Source organism: Janthinobacterium sp. SUN137, from assembly GCF_030587265.1.
GTDB classification, from domain to species: Bacteria; Pseudomonadota; Gammaproteobacteria; order Burkholderiales; family Burkholderiaceae_D; genus Janthinobacterium; species Janthinobacterium kumbetense.
Genome location: NZ_JAPWHZ010000006.1, coordinates 223,262 through 242,190, shown reverse-complemented (window position 1 = coordinate 242,190; position 18,929 = coordinate 223,262). Strand labels below are relative to the sequence as shown.

The following is an 18,929-nucleotide window of genomic DNA, read 5'->3' as shown; positions in this document are numbered from 1 at the left end:
GAATAATCGTTGTAGACAAAAATGTATACTTTAATTTTCAATGCCGCATAAACGCTTGTCAGGCATGCTGGAAAATATAGACAAGCTTGTTTAGAAATGAGCCGGGCAGGCAAAAAAAAGACGCCGCAGCGTCTTTTTTTTGGGGGCGTACGGAGGAGAATTATCCCGCCAGCTTGGCCTTCAGCAATTCCGTCAGCTGGGCTGGATTGGCCTTGCCTTTCGACGCTTTCATGGCCTGGCCGATCAGCGCGTTGATGGCCGCTTCCTTGCCGGCGCGGTACTGTTCCACCGACTTGGCGTTCGCCGCCAGCACTTCATCGACGATGGTTTCCAGGGCGCCCGAGTCCGAGATCTGCTTCAGGCCCTTGGCGTCGATGATGGTATCGACCAGGTTCTCGTCGTCTGACTTCGCTTCCCACATGCCGGCGAAGACTTCCTTTGCCGCCTTGTTCGAGATTGTGCCGTCTGCGATGCGCTTGAGCATGGCGGCCAGCTGCGCGGCGGAGACGGGGGCGTCGTCCAGGTCCACGCCTTCGCGGTTCAGGGTCGACGACACGTCGCCCATCAGCCAGTTGGCGGCGGCCTTGGCGTTTTCCTTGCCAGCCTTGTCGACCACGGCGACGAAGTAGGTGGCCATGGCTTTCGACTGCGTCAGCACCAGCGCGTCGTATTCCGGCAGCGCGTATTCGCTGATGAAGCGGGCGCGCATGGCGGCCGGCAGTTCCGGCATCGAGGCCTTGACCGTGTCGATCCACGCTTGCGAGATGACCAGCGGCGGCAGGTCAGGGTCCGGGAAGTAGCGGTAATCCTGCGCGTCTTCCTTGCTGCGCATTTCGCGCGTTTCCTTGCGGTCCGGATCGTACAGACGCGTCGCCTGCACGACCTTGCCGCCTTCTTCGATCAGTTCGATCTGGCGGCGCACTTCCACGTGCACGGCTTCCTCGATGAAGCGGAAGGAGTTCAGGTTCTTGATTTCGCAGCGCGTGCCGAATTCCTTCTGGCCGACGGGGCGTACGGAAACGTTGACGTCGCAGCGGAACGAGCCTTCCTGCATGTTGCCGTCGCAAACTCCCAGCCACATGACCAGCGAGTGCAGCGCCTTGGCATAGGCCACGGCTTCGGCGGCGCTGCGGATTTCCGGTTCCGAGACGATTTCCAGCAACGGCGTGCCGGCGCGGTTCAAGTCGATGCCACTCATGCCCGCGTAGTCTTCGTGCAGCGATTTACCCGCGTCTTCTTCCAGGTGGGCGCGCGTCAGGTTGACCGTCTTGGTGACGAATTCGCCATCCTTTTCATAGCCGAAGGTCAGGGCGCCACCGATGACGACGGGGTCTTCGAATTGGCTGATCTGGTAACCCTTGGGCGAATCGGGATAAAAATAGTTTTTGCGCGCGAAGACCGAGTGCGGCGCGACGGTGGCGCCGACGGCCAGGCCGAAGCGGATGGCGCGGTCGACGGCTTGCTTGTTCATGACCGGCAGCACGCCTGGCAGCGCCAGGTCGACGGGACTGGCTTGCGTGTTGGCTTCGGCGCCGTACTTGATCGGCGAACCGCTGAAAATTTTGGATTCGGTCGTGAGCTGAACGTGGTTCTCAAGACCGATGACGACTTCCCATTGCATAGTGTTCTCGCTTATTTTTTGGTGGCGCCGCCTGGGCGGCGCGAATTATTTCTTAAATGCCTGCCGGGCTGCGCGTATGCCAGTCCGTCACTTGCTGGAACTGGTGGGCGATATTGAGCAGCTTGGCTTCGCCAAAGTAATTGCCGATGATTTGCAGGCCGACGGGGCGCTTGGCGTTCTTTTCGCCCTCGCCGAAACCGCACGGGATTGACATGCCGGGCAGGCCGGCCAGGCTGGTCGACAGGGTGTAGATGTCGGCCAGGTAGTTCGCCACCGGGTCGTCCGTCTTGTCGCCCAGGTCCCAGGCGACGGTTGGCGCGACGGGGCCCATGATGACGTCGCAGACGGCGTTCGGGCCATTGAGCACGGCGTCGAAATCCTGCGCGATCAGGCGGCGGATCTTTTGCGCCTTCAGGTAGTAGGCGTCGTAGTAGCCGTGGCACAGCACATAGGTGCCGACCATGATGCGGCGTTGTACTTCGGGTCCGAAGCCCTGTGCGCGCGACTTCTTGTACATGTCCTGCAAGTCCTTGTACTCGGTAGCGCGGTGGCCGTAGCGCACGCCGTCGTAGCGCGACAGGTTCGACGACGCCTCGGCCGGCGCGATCATGTAATAGGCGGGAATCGACAGGGCGGTGTTCGGCAGGGAGATGTCGACCAGGGTGGCGCCCAGCTTTTCATACTGCGCCAGCGCGCCGCGCACGGCCGCTTCCACGTCCTTGGCCAGGCCTTCGCCGAAGTACTCGCACGGCACGCCGATGCGCAAGCCCGTCAGCGGCTGGCCCAGTTCACGCGAAAAATCTTCCGCCACGCCGCCCTGTTCCGGCGACAGGCTGGTCGAGTCGCGTTCGTCGAAGCCGGCCATGGCGCTCAAGAGCAGGGCGCAGTCTTCGGCCGAACGGGCCATCGGGCCGCCCTGGTCCAGCGACGAGGCAAAGGCGATCATGCCGAAGCGCGAGACGCGGCCATACGTCGGCTTGATGCCGGTGATGCCGCAAAAGGCGGCAGGCTGCCGGATCGAGCCGCCCGTGTCGGTGCCGGTGGCGGCCGGCGTCAGGCCAGCCGCCACGGCGGCGGCCGAGCCGCCGGACGAGCCGCCCGGTACGGCCGCCTTGTCCCACGGGTTTTGCACGGCGCCGAAGGCCGAGTTCTCGTTGCCGGAGCCCATGGCGAACTCATCGCAATTGACCTTGCCCAGGGTGACCATGCCGGCGGCCTGGAATTTCTCCACCACGGTGGCGTCAAACGGGCTGGCGTAGTCGGCCAGCATTTTCGAGCCGGCCGTCGTGCGCCAGCCTTTCGTGACGAACAAATCCTTGTGCGCGATCGGCACGCCCGTCAAGGGCGTGGCCGTGCCGGCGGCGATGCGCGCGTCGGCCTCGGCAGCTTGCGCCAGGGTCAGGGCACGGTCGACGTGCAGGAAGGCGTTCGAGGTGTCCGCTTCGATGCGGTCGAGGAAATGCGTCGCCAGTGCAACGGCGGAAATTTCCTTGTTCTGCAAAAGCGTGGACAGCTGTTTGATGGATTTTGTATGCATGGCGTTTCTATTTTGATATTCGGCAAAAAGGCGGGAACAGCGCTACGGCGTGTTTACTCGATGACCTTGGGCACGAGGTACAGGCCATCCTGTACCTTCGGCGCCACGGCCTGGTAGGCATCGCGGCGGTTCTGTTCCGTGGCGATATCGTCGCGCAGGCGCAGGGCGATATTGTCCATGTGGGCGGCCAGCGGGTGGCTCAGGGGCGCCACGCCATCGGTATTGACGGCTTGCATTTGTTCCGCGAGTGCAAAAATCTTGTTCAATTGGGCCAAAGACGTGACGGCCTGGTCGTCGGCCATTTCAAGTTGGGCCAGGTGGGCGATGCGTTTTACGTCGGAGAGTGTCAGGGACATGGCGAATGGCGCGGAGTGCCGCGCATTAGTATTAAGTTGGCGTTTTGATAAAACGCGGGTATTTACTGCTATTTTGCTCACAAAAATCGAGGAATGCCGCGTAACTCGCGGCTGCAAGAGTCGCACTTTTCCATGGTTTTTGAGCAAATCGCATTCAAATTATAAGGTAGAATGGCGGGTTAATGCGTTGCCGGCGCTGATGGACTGCTGCCGCAGCATAGAAAAGATTGCGCAAGCGCCAAGCGAAACCCGGAAAAATCGCCTTTTGGATTTTCAGGGTGCCTGAAAGCGCCCGCTTTGAAACTCCCCATAAACAGCTTTTGCGCAGCTCGATGCGCTACAGGACACTCATGTTTGGTTTTTTACGCAGGTATATCTCCACCGATCTGGCCATTGACTTGGGCACGGCCAACACCCTTATTTATGTACGCGGCCTCGGTATCGTCCTGGACGAGCCATCCGTCGTCGCCATCCGCCAGGAAGGCGGTCCGAATGGCAAGAAGACCATTCAGGCAGTCGGCAAGGAAGCCAAGCAGATGCTGGGCAAGGTGCCGGGCAATATCGAAGCGATTCGTCCGATGAAAGATGGCGTGATCGCCGACTTCACCGTTACCGAACAGATGCTCAAGCAATTCATCCGCATGGTGCACGACTCGAAATTCTTCCGTCCATCGCCGCGCATCATCATTTGCGTGCCGTGCGGTTCGACCCAGGTCGAGCGCCGCGCCATCCGCGAATCGGCCCTGGGTGCCGGCGCCTCGCAGGTGTACCTGATCGAAGAACCGATGGCAGCGGCCATCGGCGCGGGCTTGCCCGTGTCCGAAGCAACGGGCTCGATGGTGGTCGACATCGGCGGCGGCACCACCGAAGTGGGCATCATCTCGCTGGGCGGCATGGTCTACAAGGGTTCCGTGCGCGTCGGCGGCGACAAGTTCGATGAAGCCATCGTCAACTACATCCGCCGCAACTACGGCATGCTGATCGGCGAACAGACGGCTGAAGCCATCAAGAAGGCCATCGGTTCGGCCTTCCCTGGCTCGGAAGTGAAGGAAATGGAAGTCAAGGGCCGCAACCTGTCCGAAGGCATCCCGCGTTCGTTCACCATCTCCAGCAACGAGATCCTCGAAGCGCTGACCGACCCGCTGAACAACATCGTCTCGGCCGTGAAGAACGCGCTGGAACAGACGCCGCCGGAACTGGGCGCCGACATCGCCGAAAAAGGCATGATGCTGACGGGCGGCGGCGCACTGCTGCGCGACCTGGACCGCCTGCTGATGGAGGAAACCGGCCTGCCGGTGCTGGTGGCCGAGGACCCGCTCACCTGCGTGGTGCGCGGTTCCGGGATGGCACTGGAACGTATGGACAAGCTCGGCTCGATCTTCTCCTACGAATAATCTGACAGAAGGGCCGGAAACCATTTTCCGGCCTTTTTTTGGTTTTGGCGCCGGCGTCTGACCGGGGCCTGCACGTTGGCGCACTGCGCCTGGCCTGATTATTGGAAGTCATGGAATACAGTCCTCCGCCACTTTTCAAACAAGGCGCCTCCGCCCGCGTCAAGATGATGGTGTTCGCCGGCATTTCAATCGCCCTGCTGCTGGTCGATTCGCGCATGCACGCGCTGACGGCCGTGCGCCAGGCCGTCGGCACCGTGCTGTATCCGGTGCAGATGGCGGCCCTGGTGCCGCGCGATGTGGCGCTTGGCGTCGGCAATTACTTTTCTTCGCTGTCCGCCCTGGAAAAACAGGTGCGCGACCTGAAACACGAGCAAATCGCCTCGGCGCAGATCCTGCAGCAGGCGCAGCTCAATATCGTTGAAAACAACCACTTGCGCAAATTGATGGAAGCGCGCGAGCGCGTTCCCGTCAAGACCATGATGGCGGAAGTCCTGTATGACACGCGCGATTCGGCCACGCGCAAGATCGTGCTCGATCGCGGTATCCAGCATGGCGTGGAACTGGGCCGCCCCGTGATCGACAACCTCGGCGTGGTGGGGCAAGTCACGCGCGTGTTCCCGTTCACCTCCGAAGTGACCCTGCTGACCGATGAAGAGCAAGCCATTCCCGTGCAACTGCTGCGCAACGGCGTGCGCAGCGTGGCCATCGGCCGTGGCAAGTCCGGCACCATGGAGCTGCGCTTCACGGCCCCCAGCGCCGACATCCAGATCGGCGACATCGTCATTACCTCGGGCCTCGACGGCCTGTACCCGGCCGGCCTGGCCGTGGCGCGCGTGACCCTGGTCGAGCGCAATGCGCATGGCCCGTTCGGCCGCGTCGTGTGCCAGCCGCTGGCCGGCATCGAGCGCAACACCCAGCTGCTCATCTTGATGACGTCGCCGGACATTCCACCGCGTCCGCCCGCCGAAGAAGTCAAGACGGGCCGCAAGATCGCCGGCAAGATGGCGCCGATCAAGGACCCTGCCAAGGAGCCTGCGGCTGCCGCTGCGACACCACCTGCCGCCAATACGGCCGCAGTGCCGGCCGCGAAACCGCCTGCGAGTCCTGCGCCGAAACCGGCGGCGCCTGCCGCAACACCTGTACCAACACCTGCCGCCGTGCCACCGAAGGAAGCGACACGATGAACCGCCCGCATTACATCCTGCTGCCGGTCAGCCCCCTGTTCATCGGTTTTTCCCTGCTGTGCGCTTTTTTGCTGAACCTGCTGCCGTGGGGGCAGTTCGTCGGCGTGCCCGATTTCGTCGCCCTGGTGCTGGTCTTCTGGGGCATCCACCAGCCGCGCAAGGTCGGTATCGGCGTGGCGTTCTTCATGGGCCTGATGATGGACGTGCACGATTCGACCCTGCTGGGCGAGAATGCGCTGGCCTACACCTTGCTGTCGTATTTCGCCATCATGATGCACCGCCGCGTGCTGTGGTTCCCCATCCTGACGCAGGCGCTGCACGTGCTGCCGCTGCTGCTGCTGACGCAGGCGCTGCAATTGCTGACGCGGCTGATCGTCTCGGGCCGTTTCCCCGGCTGGCTCAATTTCATCGAGAGCTTCGTCGCCGTGGCCCTGTGGCCCTTCGTCACGTGGATCCTGCTGGCGCCGCAGCGCCGCGCCGTGGACCGTGACCACAACCGGCCGATTTGACGGGCGCCTGCAATGACTGAACTGAAAAACACCGAGCGCGAACTGCATTTTTTCCGCATGCGCCTGACCATCCTGGGCGGGCTCGTCTTCGTCTGCTTTTCGCTGCTGCTGGCGCGTTTCATCTGGCTGCAGGTGATCAAGCACGAGGATTACGCCACCAAGGCCGAGGACAACCGCATCGCCGTGGTGCCCATCGTGCCCACGCGCGGCCTGATCCTCGACCGCAACGGCGTGGTATTGGCGCGCAATTACTCGGCCTATACGCTGGAAATCACGCCATCGAAATTGAGCGCCAGTCTCGATTCCGTGATCGACGAGCTGTCGACCCTGGTGCAGATCGACATCAAGGACCGCCGCCGCTTCAAGAAGCTGCTGGAAGAGTCGAAGAATTTCGTCAGTGTGCCGCTGCGCACGCGCCTGACGGACGAGGAAGTGGCGCGCTTCACGGCGCAGCGCTTCCGCTTCCCTGGCGTCGAGGTGCAGGCGCGCCTGTTCCGCCAGTATCCGATGGGCGAAATCGCCTCGCACGTGGTGGGTTTTATCGGCCGCATCAACCGCAATGAAGCGAAGGCGCTGGAAGAGGGCGAGGACGCGGCCAACTACAACGGCACCGACCATATCGGCAAGGAAGGCCTGGAAAAAAGCTACGAGAAGCAGCTGCATGGCACCACCGGCTACGAAGAGGTGGAAGTGTCGGCCGGCGGGCGCGCCATGCGCACCCTGTCGCGCACGGCGGCCACCCCGGGCAACAACCTGATCCTGTCGATCGACATCGAACTGCAAAAAGTGGTCGAGGAAGCGTTCGGCGAATGGCGTGGCGCGGCCGTGGCCATCGACCCGGCCACGGGCGACATTCTCGCCTACGTCTCCAAGCCAGGTTATGACCCCAACCTGTTCGTCGACGGCATCGACCAGCAAAGCTGGAATGAGCTCAATACTTCGCTGGACCGGCCGATGGTCAACCGTCCCCTGTCCGGCACCTACGCGCCTGGCTCGACCTTCAAGCCCTTCATGGCGCTGGCCGCGCTGGAATTGGGCAAGCGTACGCCGAGCCAGTCGATTTCCGATCCCGGTTTCTTCATTCTCGGCGGGCATACCTTCCGCGACGATAAGGTGGGCGGCCACGGCACGGTGGACATGCACAAGTCCATCGTCGTCTCGTGCAACACCTATTACTATCAGCTGGGGCGCGACATGGGCATCGACGCCATCCACGACTTCATGAAGCCGTTCGGTTTCGGCCAGTTGACGGGCATCGACCTGAATAACGAAAAGACGGGCGTGCTGCCGTCGACGGAATGGAAGCGCAACCGCTTCAAGACGCCGCAGCAGAAAAAATGGGTGGGCGGCGACACGATTTCGGTGAGTAACGGCTCTGGCTACAATTCGTATACGCCGCTGCAGATCGCCCACGCGACGGCCAACCTGGCCAATAACGGCGTGGTGATGAAACCGCATCTGGTGAAGATCATCGAAGACGCCGCCACGCGCGCGCGCACCCTGACGGTGCCGAAGGAAAGCTACCGCATCGCGCTCAAGCAGGAAAACATCGACATCATCAAGCGCGCCATGGTGGGCGTGACTAGCGAGCAGGGCGGCACGGCCGCGCGCATCTTCACCGGCGTGCAGTACACGGTGGGCGGCAAGACGGGTACGGCGCAGGTGGTGGGCATCAAGAAAAACGAGAAGTACAACGCCAAGCTGCTGGCCGAACGCCTGCGCGACAACGCCTTGTTTACGGCCTTCGCGCCGGCCGACAAGCCGCGCATCGCGATTGCCATCGTGGTGGAAAACGCGGGCTTCGGCGCCGGCGTGGCCGCGCCAATCGCGCGCAAGGCACTCGACTACTACTTGCTGGGCAAGCGCCCGAGCGACAAGGAAAAGGACACCACCAAGGTGCCCAAGGAAGATGTCGACGAAGTGCGCACCCTGGAAGAAATCACTGACGAGCAGGCTGCCCCGGCGGCACCTGCCAGGCAATAAGGAAGCACATGCCCATTAACGAGAGGCGCTCGCTGTGGCGGCGCGCCAAACCCTATCTGGCGGTGTTCGATCCGCCGCTGATGATCATCATCCTGATGCTGCTCAGCACCAGCCTGCTGACCCTGTATTCGGCCAGCATCGGCATCCCCGGCAAGATCGAAGACCATTTGCGCAATATCCTGCTGTGCTTTTTCGTCATGTGGGTGGCGGCCAACGTCACGCCGCAGATGATGATGCGCATCGCCGTACCCGCCTATACGGTGTCGGTGATCTTGCTGGTGGCCGTGGCGCTGTTCGGCACCATCAAGCTCGGTGCGCGGCGCTGGCTGCATATCGGCGTGATCGACATCCAGCCGTCCGAATTCCTGAAGATCGCCACGCCGCTGATGCTGGCCTGGTTCTTCCAGCATAATGCGGGCGCCCTGCGCTGGAAATCGTTCGTGATGGCGGCCGTGCTGTTGCTGGCGCCCGTCTATCTGATCGCGCGCCAGCCCGACCTGGGCACCGCGCTGCTGGTGGTGGCGGCCGGCTTTACCGTCATCTTCCTGGCCGGCTTGTCGTGGAAGGTGCTGGCCGGCTTGCTGATCACCTTCGTTTCCTGCCTGCCGATCGCCTGGTCGCACCTGCATGATTACCAGCGCGACCGCGTGATGATGCTGATCGACCCGACCAAGGACCCGCTGGGCAAGGGTTTCCATATTATCCAGTCCATCATCGCCATCGGTTCCGGCGGCATGACGGGCAAGGGCTGGACGCACGGCACGCAAGCCCACCTGGAGTTTGTTCCGGAACGCACGACCGATTTTATTTTTGCCGTATATTCCGAGGAATTCGGCCTGGTCGGTAACTTGATCCTGATGCTGATGTATTTGCTGCTGGTGGGACGGGGGCTGATGATCGCCGCCAACGCCCCCAGTTTTTTCACTCGCCTGCTGGCAGGAGCGATCACTATGATTTTCTTTACTTACGCCTTCGTCAACATGGGCATGGTCAGCGGCATCGTGCCGGTGGTCGGCGTCCCCTTGCCATTCCTCAGCTATGGCGGCACCGCGCTGCTGACCCTGGGCGTGGCCACCGGTATCCTGATGAGCATTCAGCGCCACCGCAAGCTGGTGCAGACCTGATGCGCGCGCCTTTCGATACCTTCGCCATGCGCGGGCCGAATGTTGCCACACTGCTGACGGTCTTGCTGACCCTGGCCGCCTGCGGCACGACGCCGCAAAAGCCCGCATCGAATAACGTGCCGCTGCCATCCGGCGGCAAGGTCAAGTCCCCTGTGCGCCAGGATCCCACCTTGCCTGCGCTGCCGGCGGCCGGCTCCGGGCGTGGCGGCTACTACAAGGACGATGGCCCAGGCGATAATCCGCCGGCCAACCTGCGCGACGTGCCCGATGCGGAAGTGCGTAACGAGCCGTATTCCACGCGCTCGAACCGCCCGTATGTCGTCTTCGGCAAGACCTACACGCCGATCACCGATAACGAACCGTTCAAGCAGAAAGGCATGGGTACCTGGTATGGCAAGAAATTCCATGGCCAGCGCACCTCGTCCGGTGAAATCTACGATATGTACAAGATGACGGCGGCCCATCCGACCTTGCCGATTCCATCGTATGCGCGCGTGACGAGCATCGACAGCGGCGAGCAGGTGATCGTGCGCATCAACGACCGTGGGCCGTTCCACGCCACGCGCGTGATCGACGTGTCCTACACGGCGGCGCTGAAACTGGGCTTCCTCGGCAAGGGCAGCCACCAGGTGGTCGTCGAACGGCTGCTGCCAGCCGATATCGACGCCATCCTTGCGGCCCGTGCGGCGCCCAAGCCGGTGCCGTCCGTGGTGGCCATCTCCATCGACACGCCGGTAGAAACGGGCACCGTGGTGCAGCCGGAAGTGTCGACGCAGATGCTGCCCGTCGATGCGACGGTGGCCATGCCGGCACCGGCGGCGCTGGCCAGCGGCTTCTATTTGCAGCTGGGCGCCTACTCGCGTGCCGACAACGCGGAATCGGGACGTTCGCGCCTGGCGCCATACGCGGCAGCCCTCGGTAGCCTGGGCGTGGTGCAGGCCGGTAACCTGTTCCGCCTGTACGGCGGACCGTTCTCCAGCCGCGCCGAAGCGGCCCGCGCGGCGGCGAATTTGCCGGAATCGACAGGCATCAAGCCTATCGTCATCCAACGCTAGGCGCGCCTGATGGTGCAAAGCACCTGATAAAACCGTAGCGAGCGGCAGCGATTTTTGGCTAAGAAGCGCAGCTGTGCTGGAGCACAGCGAGCATCGCAGGCCGCAAAGCGCGACGCGCAGTAGGTTTAGTCAGGTGCTTATTTGCAGTTGCGCAGTTCCTGGTCAGGGAACTGCGTTTTGATCTTTTCGAGACGCGCGCGCGTGGCGGCGTCGAGGTCGCGGAACTGGTAAGCCATCTGCTTGCTGGCGCTGTAGCGCGGTGCGACGCGGGCGCTGTGCACGCCCTGTTTATTGAGCGATGCCAGCTGGCTTTGCGCGCTGGTTTCCGACTTGAACACACCCAGTGAAATGCCCCAGCGCAGCGGGCTGCTTTCATTCATGATGAAGTAATTCGTCACGCCCAGCTGCTTCAATTCGCCCGCCTTGCGGTCGGCGCCTTCCTTGCTGCCCTGCGGCGGGATGTACACCATGTAGCTGGAAATCTCCTGGCCGGCCACGTTGCGGCGCGACTGGCGGTCGCCCAGGTCCAGCGACGCCACTTGCGCTTCGAAGCGGCGTCCGTCAGCCAGCAGGAAATTGCCCACTTCCGTGCACGCATATGATGGCGGTGGCGGTGGCGCCGGTGCGGCCGCCGCCGGCGTCACTGCCTCTTCCGCGGCAGGCGGCGCGGCGGGCGCCATGGCCTGCTCCTGCGTCAGCAAGGTGAGCTTGGTCGCCTGCAGCTGGTTTTTCAGGCGCGCCGGTTCGCGCGTCTCCGTACGAAAACTGCCCAGATAACCCTGGCCGATGGCCAGCACCAGCAGGTTGACGCCGGCCAGCAGCCAGAAGACGAATTTCAGCATTGGTGGTTTCCTTGTGTTCCTGCAGCCCCGGCGCGCGCGGCCGCCTGCAGGCCGAGCATGACGATATTGTCGACCAGGTGTAGCGGTACCGCCAGCGCGAGCGCCGGTGCGATACGCGATGCGGCGCCGCCCGACAGCAGGCAGGCGCCGGCGCCGTGCATGCGCACGGCCCGTTCGATGGCGCCCGCCTGGGCCGCCAGGCAGCCGGAGAGGATGGCGTCATCCGTGTTGTCGGCAAAGCCGGCCGGCAGCAGGGCGTCGCTGGCGATCTGCGGCAGCTGCGCCGTGTTGCGCGCCAGCGAGCTGGCCATCAGTCCCAGTCCCGGCAAGATCATCCCGCCGAGGAAAATGCCATCGGCCGTGATGGCGTCGATGGTGGTGGCGGTGCCGCAATTGGCGACGATGACGGCCTGGCCAGGCGCCAGCGCGTGCGCGCCGATGGCGGCGGCAAAACGGTCGCAGCCCAGTTGCGACGGCATGCGGTAGCCATTTTTCAGTCCCGCCAGCTGCGGCAGCGAGACAAAGTCGCGGGCAACGACCGGCAGCATGGCGCGCAGGTGCGTGCCGATGACGGCGCCTGCCACGTTCGACAGCAGTGCTTCGCCGATGGCGAGTGACGCCCACTGCGCGGCCAGGGTGTCGATCTGCGCATGCGTGACGGCGCCGCTGGCCAGCCAGCCGCCGGTGGCGCTGTCGGCGGCCACGAGCGCCCATTTGATGCGCGTATTGCCGGCGTCGATCAGCAGCAGCATGCGCTTACTCCCCCGTCAGGCGCAGGGACACGTCGCCGGACATGATGTGCTGCAAGCCATCTTCGCCGCGCAGCAGCAGCCGGCCCAGTTCATCCACGCCGGCCGCCACGCCTTGCTGCAGCAGTTGGCCATTGTCGAGGATTTTTACGTGCTGGCCTTGCCAGGCATGCAGTGCGTTCCAGCGTTCCGTGAAGGGCGCAAAGCCCGTGTCGTCGAATTCGGCCAGCACGCCGGCCAGGCGGCTGAGCAGGGCTGCCACCAGTGTATTGCGCTCCATCTGCGCCAGCCAGGGCACGGCCGAGACGCTGCGGCCGATCTGCCGTTCCAGCGCGTCGGGCATCAGCAGATTGATGCCGCAGCCGATGACGGCGCACACGCCACCGTCTGGCGTCTGCTGCGTCTCGACGAGGATGCCGGCCAGTTTATGCCCATCCTTGAGCAGGTCGTTTGGCCACTTCAATTGCACGGGCACGCCCAGCGCCGTCATGGTTTCGGCCAGCGCCACGCCGACGGCCAGCGGCAGGCCGACCAGCCGGTGCAGCGGTCCCTTGAAGCGCCAGGCCAGCGAGAACATCAGGCTGGCGTCCGGTTGCGACACCCAGGGCCGCCCTGCGCGTCCCCGTCCGGCCGTCTGCTGGCCGGCGATGCGCAGGGTGGGGCCGGCCAGGGTGGCGCAGCGCGCCAGCAGGTCGGCGTTGGTCGATCCCGTTTCGTCGACCACTTCGATGGCCACGTGGGAGGCGCCTGTGGCGCAATGGGCGGCGATGGCCGCGCTGTTCAGGTCTGAGTGCTTCGTCATGGTGGTCAGTTCAGTTGCGCGCCTTGTGCGGCGCATTCGCGAAGGCCCGGTCGTAGACGGCATTGGGCAGCGCGCGTAGCAGCTTGGCGACGACGCCCATCTGCCACGGGATCACGCGGTAGCTGTCGCCATCGGCGATGGCGCGCGCGGCACGCACGGCGAATTTTTCGGCCGGCATCAGGAAAGGCATGCGGTAGGCGTTATGGCGCGTCATCGGCGTGTCGATGTAGCCGGGCGTGATGGTGACGACCTTGATGCCCGCCGGTTTCAATTCCAGGCGCAGCGATTCGCAGTAGCTGATGACGGCCGCCTTCGAGGCGCTGTAGGCTTCGGCGCCGGGCAGGCCGCGGATGCCGGCCACGCTGCCGATGCCCACCAGGCGTCCGCTGCCCTGGCTTTTCATGGCGGCGATGAAGGGGGCGAAGGTGGCGACGGTGGCCGTGACGTTGATGGCGATCAAACGGGCGAAGGCGTCGAGGTCTTCCGCATGTTCGCTCAAGGTGCCGTACGACACGCCGGCGCTGGCGATGACGACGTCGATGCCGCCGGCATGGGCGATGAAGTCGCCGGCCGCGCTTTTCAGGGCGGCGTGGTCGCACACATCGACGGCGTAGGCGCGGTGGCGTTCAGGGTGGGGCAGGGAGGCGATCAGTTGCTGCAGGGTGTCGCCGCGGCGGGCCAGCAAGCCCAGATGGGCGCCCTGGCGCGCGTACTGCAGCGCCAGGGCGGCGCCCAGTCCGCTCGACGCGCCCGTGATGAAAACGCGATGCATCAGGCGGTGCCCGGGCGCGCCAGGGAAGTGGCCATGCTTATTTCTTTTCCGCTTTGGCTTTCGCGACCAGCACGTCCATCACGCTGAGCGCCTGGGCGTTCAGCTGCTCTTCGTTCTTGGCCGACTTGCTGCCCTGGTCGGCCTGCGAAGGGGAGGTGATGTAGCGGCCATCGATGGCGATCATGGGCCAGAACGTCACGTTATAACCCTGCATCATGGCGTCCGCGCGGCGCACGCGGGCCGAGACACCCATCGAACGGTAGGTGTCGGTGAACTTCTGGCGGTCCACGCCCTGCTTGGCGACGAAGTCGAAGACGGCGTCGTCGGTGTTCAGGCGGTTGCGTTCAACGTGCATGGCGTGGAAGACGCCGGTGTGCAGCTTGTCGACCAGGCCCATGGCTTGCAGGGTGAAGAACAAGCGCTGCTGCGGCGCCACGCTGTCATCGCGCGACACGTGCACGCGCTTGAAGACGATGTTGTCGCCCTGTTTCTTGACCCAGGCCGCCAGCTGCGGTTCGAGCACGTTGCAATGGGGGCAGTAATAGGCGAAGAATTCCGTCACTTCGATTTTCTTGCCCGATTCCGTCGCCTGCGGCGCGGGCAGGGTTTCGTACTCGACGCCGTTCTTCGGCTCGGCCGGCGAGGCCGACGCCCCCATGGCGGCGGTGCACAGGGCGGCGGCGATCAGGAGGTTCTTCAGAAAACGCATGCTGGTTCCTTATTTTTGGTTGCGGACGACGGCGACATCGATGCCGTTTTCAGACAGTTTGGTGCGTGCGCGGTTCATCGCTTCGAGCTGGTTGAACGGCCCGACCCGTACGCGGTGCAGCACGCCGGCATCGGTGCTGCGGTCGCTGATGGCCGCTTCGAAGCCGAGCAGCGCCAGTTTGCCGCGCGTGCTTTCGGCGTCCGACATGTCATGGAAGGCGCCGGCCTGCAGATAATAAATCCATTTGTCGCTGGCTGCGTCGGCCTTGGCTTGCGGCACGGGCGCCGCTGGTGCTGCCGCCGGCGTTTTCGGCGCCGGCTTGTCCTTCAAGGTACCGATCAATTCCTGCAGCGCGTCCGGCGGCGGCGCCTTCGGCTGCTGCGCGGTGGCGGGCGCGGGTGCCTGTGCGGCAGGCTGCGTCGGCGTGACGATCTCGCGCGGCTCCTTGGAGAAGTCGCGCGCCGCTTCCTTGGCCGCTTCCTTGTTGCCGTACATCGGCTTGTTCGGGTCGGCGATCTGGCCAGCCGTCGGCTCGGCCGATTTGCCGGCCTTGCCCGACTTGTCGGTGAAGGGCGAGGCGCCCTTGGTGATCACCAGGGCGACCACCACGGCGATGCCCAGGCCGATGACCAGGCCGATGATGATGCCGACCAGGGTATTGCCCTGCTGGCGCCGGGACGAAGAGAAGCGGGAAGCGTGATTCATTGACGGTTTGACCTTCGCGATTACATTTTGTTTGGCGCGGACACGCCGATCAGTGCCAGGCCGTTGCGCAGTACCTGGCGCGCGGCGATGACGAGGGCCAGGCGGGCCAACTTTACGGCTTCGTCCTCGACCAGCACTTTTTCGGCGAAGTAGAAGCTGTGCAGGTTGGCGGCCAGGTCGCGCAGGTAGAAGGCGACTTGGTGCGGTCCCAGTTCGGCTTGCGCGCGCGCCAGCATTTCAGGGTAGGCGGCCAGGGTCGCCAGCAGGGTCGCTTCGGTCGGCGCCGTCAGCGGGGAAAGGTCGACGCTGGCGACCGTGCTTGCATCGCCGCCCCAGTTTTCCAGGATGCGGCAAATGCGCGCATGCGCGTATTGCACGTAATAGACGGGGTTTTCGTCGGTGGTTTTCAGCGCCACGTCGACGTCGAAGACGAATTCCGTGTCGGCCTTGCGCGAGATCAGGAAGAAGCGCACGGCGTCGCGGCCCTTGGCGATGTCGCCGCCGCCCGACCATTCGATCAGGTCGCGCACGGTCACGTAGGAGCCGGCGCGCTTCGAAATCTTGACTTCTTCGCCATCCTTCATGACGGTGACCATCTTGTGCAGCACGTAGTCGGGGTAGCCTTGCGGGATGCCCATGTCGACCGCCTGCAGGCCGGCGCGCACGCGCGCGATGGTGCCGTGGTGGTCGCTGCCCTGGATATTGATGGCTTGCACGAAGCCGCGCTGCCATTTCACCAGGTGATACGCGACGTCCGGCACGAAATACGTGTAGGTGCCGTCCGTCTTGCGCATGACGCGGTCCTTGTCGTCGCCGAAGTCGGTGGTGCGCAGCCACAGCGCGCCATCCTGCTCATACGTGTGGCCCGCCTTGATCAGGGTTTCCACCGCGCTGTTGACCTTGCCGTCCGCATACAGCGACGATTCCAGGTAGTAATTGTCGAACTTCACGCCAAACGCCTGCAAGTCGATGTCTTGCTCGTTGCGCAGGTAGGTGACGGCGAACGGGCGGATCGAATCGATGTCTTCCACGTTACCGTTGGCCGTCGCTGGCTGGCCATCGCTGGCCGAGACCGTCTTGCCTGCCTTGAAGTCGTTGGCGATATCGGCGATGTAGTCGCCGTTGTAGGCGGACTCTGGCCATTCGGCGTCGCCCGGCTTGAAGCCGCGCGCGCGCGCCTGCACGGAATTGGCCAGGGTCTGGATCTGCACGCCCGCGTCGTTGTAGTAGAACTCGCGCGTCACTTTGTAGCCTTGCGCGTCGAACAGCGAGGACAGGGCGTCGCCCAGGGCTGCCTGGCGGCCGTGGCCCACGTGCAGCGGACCGGTCGGGTTGGCCGAGACGAATTCCAGGATGACTTGCTTGCCGGCGCCTGCCGTGCAGCGGCCATAGCTGTCGGCCTCGCTCAAGATGGTTTTCACCACGGCTTGCTTGGCGGCGGCGGAGACGCGCACGTTGATGAAGCCGGGACCGGCGATTTCCACTGCCTCGACCAGGCCCTTGCCGGCCGGATTGGCCAGCACGGCCGTCACGATGGTTTGCGCCAGTTCGCGGGGATTCTGTTTCAGCTGCTTGGCCAGTTGCATGGCGATATTGCAGGCGACGTCGCCATGCGATGCATCGCGTGGTCGCTCGAGCACTACGCTAGGCGCAAGCGAGGTGCCGGCCAGGACGGGAGCGAGGGCGGCCTGGAACAGGGCGATGATTTCTTGTTTCTGTTGGGCGAGCATGAGCAGGATGGCGGTGGAACCGCGTTAAGAATGAATAGAATGAATCAAAAAGCAAAACGGACGGCCAGTACCCAAGCCGCCCAGACTGCGTTAATTATACTGGTTTGCTGCCGGGAACAATACGCCAGCCGGCAGTGTGCCCGTGCCGGCGCTTTTCACGATATTATCAGGACAGCATGCCTATGTTGGTGCATGAAAACATCAGCATGGCGCATTCTGCTTGTATATATGCAGTTTTTTGCCGCAATTTACATGTATCGCTGCAATCGCTTGGGCCAGAGGGCGCCACAAACGCTACAATCGACCCTTTATTGATGACGCGCGGCCACGACTTTGCCACCATGCAGCCCGCCGCGCGCAGCCACACCGGATAACTATGAACAAGCGCCCCACGCTGAAATTGAAAACCAAGCCGGCGCCAGGCCAGGCTCCTGCCGCACCGAAATTGCGTCCCAGCTACCATCCCGACCTGAAACCGGTCTTGCAGCCAGGCTTCCAACCCGATTTGCGCGCCGACTCGCTGGCGTTTTGCCTGCTGGGCGCAGCCAATGCCGTGGCGCAAGTGCGCACGGGCACGGCCCTGCCGCAGGCGCTGGCCAAGGTGTTTACGCAATCGAACGCCAGCCCGCAGGCGCGCGGCGCCATCCAGGATATCTCCTACCGTACCATGCGCCAGCTGGGCCGCAGCGAAACCCTGGTCGGCCTGATGACGTCGAAGGCGCCCGAGCCGCCGATGCTGGCCGCCCTGCTGTGCTGCGCGCTGTCGCTGATGTCGGCCGAGCCGGGCGAGCAGCCGTACGAAGAATTTACCGTTGTCGACCAGGCTGTCACAGTGGCCACTTCGCACCCTGACCTGGCGCATGCCAAGGGCATGGTGAATGCCGTCTTGCGCCGTTTCTTGCGCGAGCGCAAATCCTTGCTGGAAGCGGCCCTGCAGCAACCGTTGGCACAATGGAATTATCCGCAGTGGTGGATCGACTCGCTGCGCCTGGCTTACCCGCGCGATTGGCAAGCCATTCTGACGGCTGGCAATGCCGTGCCGCCCTTGACCTTGCGCGTGAACCGCCGCAAGAGCACGGTCGAAGCGTATCTGGCCGTGCTGGCGGAGGCGGGCATCGCCGCGCGCCAGGTGGGACCGTTCGCCGTGCGCCTGGACAAACCGATCGGCGTGGCGCTGATCCCCGGCTTCGAGCAGGGCGTCGTTTCCGTGCAAGATGCTGGCGCGCAATTGGCCGCGCCGCTGCTGGACTTGCAAGATGGCATGCGCGTGCTGGACGCCTGCGCCGCGCCGGGCGGCAAGACGTGCCACATCCTGGAACTGGCCGACGTGCAAGTGACGGCCATCGATGCGGACGCCAAGCGCCTGCCGCGCATCGCGGAAAACCTCGAGCGCCTGGGCCTGGATGCCACTCTGAAGGCGCAGGATGCGCAATCGAGCGCGTGGTGGGACGGCCAGCAGTACGACCGCATCCTGGCCGACGTGCCGTGCACGGCCTCGGGCATCGTGCGCCGCCATCCCGACATTCGCTGGTTGCGCCGCAAGGGTGATGCGTTCCAACTTGCAACACTTTCCTCCAAAATTCTGGACAACCTGTGGCAGATGCTGCGCCCCGATGGTAAATTGCTGTTCGTGACATGTTCATTGTGGCCGCAAGAATCCGAGGCACAGGCGGCGGCATTTGCGGTACGCAATAATGCGATCCGATTGACAGCGCCTGGCCAGCTGTTGCCGACTGGCAGCGCGGAGCAGGACCACGACGGTTTGTTCTATGCGCTATTCCAAAAAAATGCGGCTTGAGCGATTCGTCGAACCTTATCTTACGGACACTACCGGCACACTTGTGACAACACGACTCT

Annotated in this window: 17 protein-coding genes; 7 read left to right on the top strand and 10 right to left on the bottom strand. The window is 63.6% G+C overall.

The genetic code is table 11. The features are described from left to right. Positions 1-160 precede the first annotated feature (160 nt). The 3 genes from gatB to gatC are packed head-to-tail and all read right to left on the bottom strand — an operon-like array spanning position 161 to position 3,514. Positions 161-1,636 carry an Asp-tRNA(Asn)/Glu-tRNA(Gln) amidotransferase subunit GatB gene (gene gatB, locus O3298_RS27700; RefSeq protein WP_305061072.1) on the bottom strand — a complete coding sequence of 492 codons (1,476 nt, stop codon included), beginning with the start codon at positions 1,634-1,636 and terminating at the stop codon, positions 161-163. Between the two features lie 37 nt (positions 1,637-1,673). Beyond that, complete coding sequence (gatA, locus tag O3298_RS27695; protein WP_305061058.1) at positions 1,674-3,158, bottom strand: Asp-tRNA(Asn)/Glu-tRNA(Gln) amidotransferase subunit GatA; 1,485 nt, start codon at positions 3,156-3,158, stop codon at positions 1,674-1,676. A 53-nt stretch (positions 3,159-3,211) separates the two neighbouring features. After that, entirely contained in the window at positions 3,212-3,514 is a 303-nt protein-coding gene (gatC, locus tag O3298_RS27690; protein ID WP_077399414.1) for an Asp-tRNA(Asn)/Glu-tRNA(Gln) amidotransferase subunit GatC, read from the bottom strand. A 350-nt stretch (positions 3,515-3,864) separates the two neighbouring features. Between gatC and O3298_RS27685 the strand changes: the two genes are divergently transcribed. The 6 genes from O3298_RS27685 to O3298_RS27660 all read left to right on the top strand — a co-directional run bounded on the left by O3298_RS27685 (position 3,865) and on the right by O3298_RS27660 (position 10,763). Further along, positions 3,865-4,908: a rod shape-determining protein gene (locus tag O3298_RS27685; protein ID WP_010393186.1), complete on the top strand. Its 1,044-nt coding sequence runs from the start codon at positions 3,865-3,867 to the stop codon at positions 4,906-4,908. Positions 4,909-5,018: 110 nt separating this feature from the next. After that, positions 5,019-6,092: a rod shape-determining protein MreC gene (gene mreC, locus O3298_RS27680; protein ID WP_289919740.1), complete on the top strand. Its 1,074-nt coding sequence runs from the start codon at positions 5,019-5,021 to the stop codon at positions 6,090-6,092. Then, positions 6,089-6,601: a rod shape-determining protein MreD gene (gene mreD / locus O3298_RS27675; protein WP_035824494.1), complete on the top strand. Its 513-nt coding sequence runs from the start codon at positions 6,089-6,091 to the stop codon at positions 6,599-6,601. Before mreC ends, mreD begins: the two co-directional genes overlap by 4 nt. 12 nt (positions 6,602-6,613) lie before the next feature. Next, complete coding sequence (gene mrdA, locus O3298_RS27670; protein WP_305061057.1) at positions 6,614-8,584, top strand: penicillin-binding protein 2; 1,971 nt, start codon at positions 6,614-6,616, stop codon at positions 8,582-8,584. An 8-nt stretch (positions 8,585-8,592) separates the two neighbouring features. Continuing rightward, positions 8,593-9,708: a rod shape-determining protein RodA gene (rodA, locus tag O3298_RS27665; protein WP_077399426.1), complete on the top strand. Its 1,116-nt coding sequence runs from the start codon at positions 8,593-8,595 to the stop codon at positions 9,706-9,708. Further along, positions 9,708-10,763: a septal ring lytic transglycosylase RlpA family protein gene (locus O3298_RS27660; RefSeq protein ID WP_305061056.1), complete on the top strand. Its 1,056-nt coding sequence runs from the start codon at positions 9,708-9,710 to the stop codon at positions 10,761-10,763. The genes rodA and O3298_RS27660 overlap by 1 nt, the downstream gene beginning before the upstream one ends. A gap of 137 nt (positions 10,764-10,900) precedes the next feature. On the opposite strand, the gene O3298_RS27655 is transcribed toward O3298_RS27660, so the two are convergent. From O3298_RS27655 to argS, 7 genes are read right to left on the bottom strand one after another with little or no spacing between them, the layout of a single operon-like run. Next, positions 10,901-11,605 (bottom strand): SPOR domain-containing protein, encoded by a 705-nt coding sequence (locus O3298_RS27655; RefSeq protein ID WP_305061055.1) that lies wholly within the window; start codon positions 11,603-11,605, stop codon positions 10,901-10,903. After that, positions 11,599-12,357 (bottom strand): type III pantothenate kinase, encoded by a 759-nt coding sequence (locus O3298_RS27650; RefSeq protein WP_305061054.1) that lies wholly within the window; start codon positions 12,355-12,357, stop codon positions 11,599-11,601. Before O3298_RS27650 ends, O3298_RS27655 begins: the two co-directional genes overlap by 7 nt. 4 nt (positions 12,358-12,361) lie before the next feature. After that, the gene (locus tag O3298_RS27645; RefSeq protein ID WP_289913568.1) at positions 12,362-13,156 is read right to left on the bottom strand and encodes a biotin--[acetyl-CoA-carboxylase] ligase; all 795 of its coding nucleotides are present in this window, start codon (positions 13,154-13,156) and stop codon (positions 12,362-12,364) included. A gap of 10 nt (positions 13,157-13,166) precedes the next feature. Further along, the gene (locus tag O3298_RS27640) at positions 13,167-13,928 is read right to left on the bottom strand and encodes an SDR family oxidoreductase (protein WP_305061053.1); all 762 of its coding nucleotides are present in this window, start codon (positions 13,926-13,928) and stop codon (positions 13,167-13,169) included. Positions 13,929-13,965: 37 nt separating this feature from the next. After that, entirely contained in the window at positions 13,966-14,637 is a 672-nt protein-coding gene (locus tag O3298_RS27635; RefSeq protein WP_305061052.1) for a thiol:disulfide interchange protein DsbA/DsbL, read from the bottom strand. Between the two features lie 9 nt (positions 14,638-14,646). Further along, complete coding sequence (locus O3298_RS27630; RefSeq protein WP_305061051.1) at positions 14,647-15,342, bottom strand: SPOR domain-containing protein; 696 nt, start codon at positions 15,340-15,342, stop codon at positions 14,647-14,649. A gap of 20 nt (positions 15,343-15,362) precedes the next feature. Beyond that, a complete protein-coding gene (gene argS, locus O3298_RS27625; protein ID WP_305061050.1) occupies positions 15,363-17,072 on the bottom strand; it encodes an arginine--tRNA ligase in 1,710 nt (569 codons plus the stop codon). Positions 17,073-17,448: 376 nt separating this feature from the next. Between argS and rsmB the strand changes: the two genes are divergently transcribed. Then, positions 17,449-18,870: a 16S rRNA (cytosine(967)-C(5))-methyltransferase RsmB gene (rsmB, locus tag O3298_RS27620; RefSeq protein ID WP_289913574.1), complete on the top strand. Its 1,422-nt coding sequence runs from the start codon at positions 17,449-17,451 to the stop codon at positions 18,868-18,870. Positions 18,871-18,929: the final 59 nt, after the last annotated feature.

Bases quoted from the DNA above. Each gene is read 5' to 3' on its own strand.
- gatA (WP_305061058.1), bottom strand. From the start codon at position 3,158: ATGCATACAAAATCCATCAAACAGCTGTCCACGCTTTTGCAGAACAAG.
- gatC (WP_077399414.1), bottom strand. From the start codon at position 3,514: ATGTCCCTGACACTCTCCGACGTAAAACGCATCGCCCACCTGGCCCAA.
- O3298_RS27685 (WP_010393186.1), top strand. From the start codon at position 3,865: ATGTTTGGTTTTTTACGCAGGTATATCTCCACCGATCTGGCCATTGAC.
- mreC (WP_289919740.1), top strand. From the start codon at position 5,019: ATGGAATACAGTCCTCCGCCACTTTTCAAACAAGGCGCCTCCGCCCGC.
- mreD (WP_035824494.1), top strand. From the start codon at position 6,089: ATGAACCGCCCGCATTACATCCTGCTGCCGGTCAGCCCCCTGTTCATC.
- mrdA (WP_305061057.1), top strand. From the start codon at position 6,614: ATGACTGAACTGAAAAACACCGAGCGCGAACTGCATTTTTTCCGCATG.
- rodA (WP_077399426.1), top strand. From the start codon at position 8,593: ATGCCCATTAACGAGAGGCGCTCGCTGTGGCGGCGCGCCAAACCCTAT.
- O3298_RS27660 (WP_305061056.1), top strand. From the start codon at position 9,708: ATGCGCGCGCCTTTCGATACCTTCGCCATGCGCGGGCCGAATGTTGCC.
- O3298_RS27655 (WP_305061055.1), bottom strand. From the start codon at position 11,605: ATGCTGAAATTCGTCTTCTGGCTGCTGGCCGGCGTCAACCTGCTGGTG.
- O3298_RS27650 (WP_305061054.1), bottom strand. From the start codon at position 12,357: ATGCTGCTGCTGATCGACGCCGGCAATACGCGCATCAAATGGGCGCTC.
- O3298_RS27645 (WP_289913568.1), bottom strand. From the start codon at position 13,156: ATGACGAAGCACTCAGACCTGAACAGCGCGGCCATCGCCGCCCATTGC.
- O3298_RS27640 (WP_305061053.1), bottom strand. From the start codon at position 13,928: ATGCATCGCGTTTTCATCACGGGCGCGTCGAGCGGACTGGGCGCCGCC.
- O3298_RS27635 (WP_305061052.1), bottom strand. From the start codon at position 14,637: ATGCGTTTTCTGAAGAACCTCCTGATCGCCGCCGCCCTGTGCACCGCC.
- O3298_RS27630 (WP_305061051.1), bottom strand. From the start codon at position 15,342: ATGAATCACGCTTCCCGCTTCTCTTCGTCCCGGCGCCAGCAGGGCAAT.
- argS (WP_305061050.1), bottom strand. From the start codon at position 17,072: ATGCTCGCCCAACAGAAACAAGAAATCATCGCCCTGTTCCAGGCCGCC.
- rsmB (WP_289913574.1), top strand. From the start codon at position 17,449: ATGAACAAGCGCCCCACGCTGAAATTGAAAACCAAGCCGGCGCCAGGC.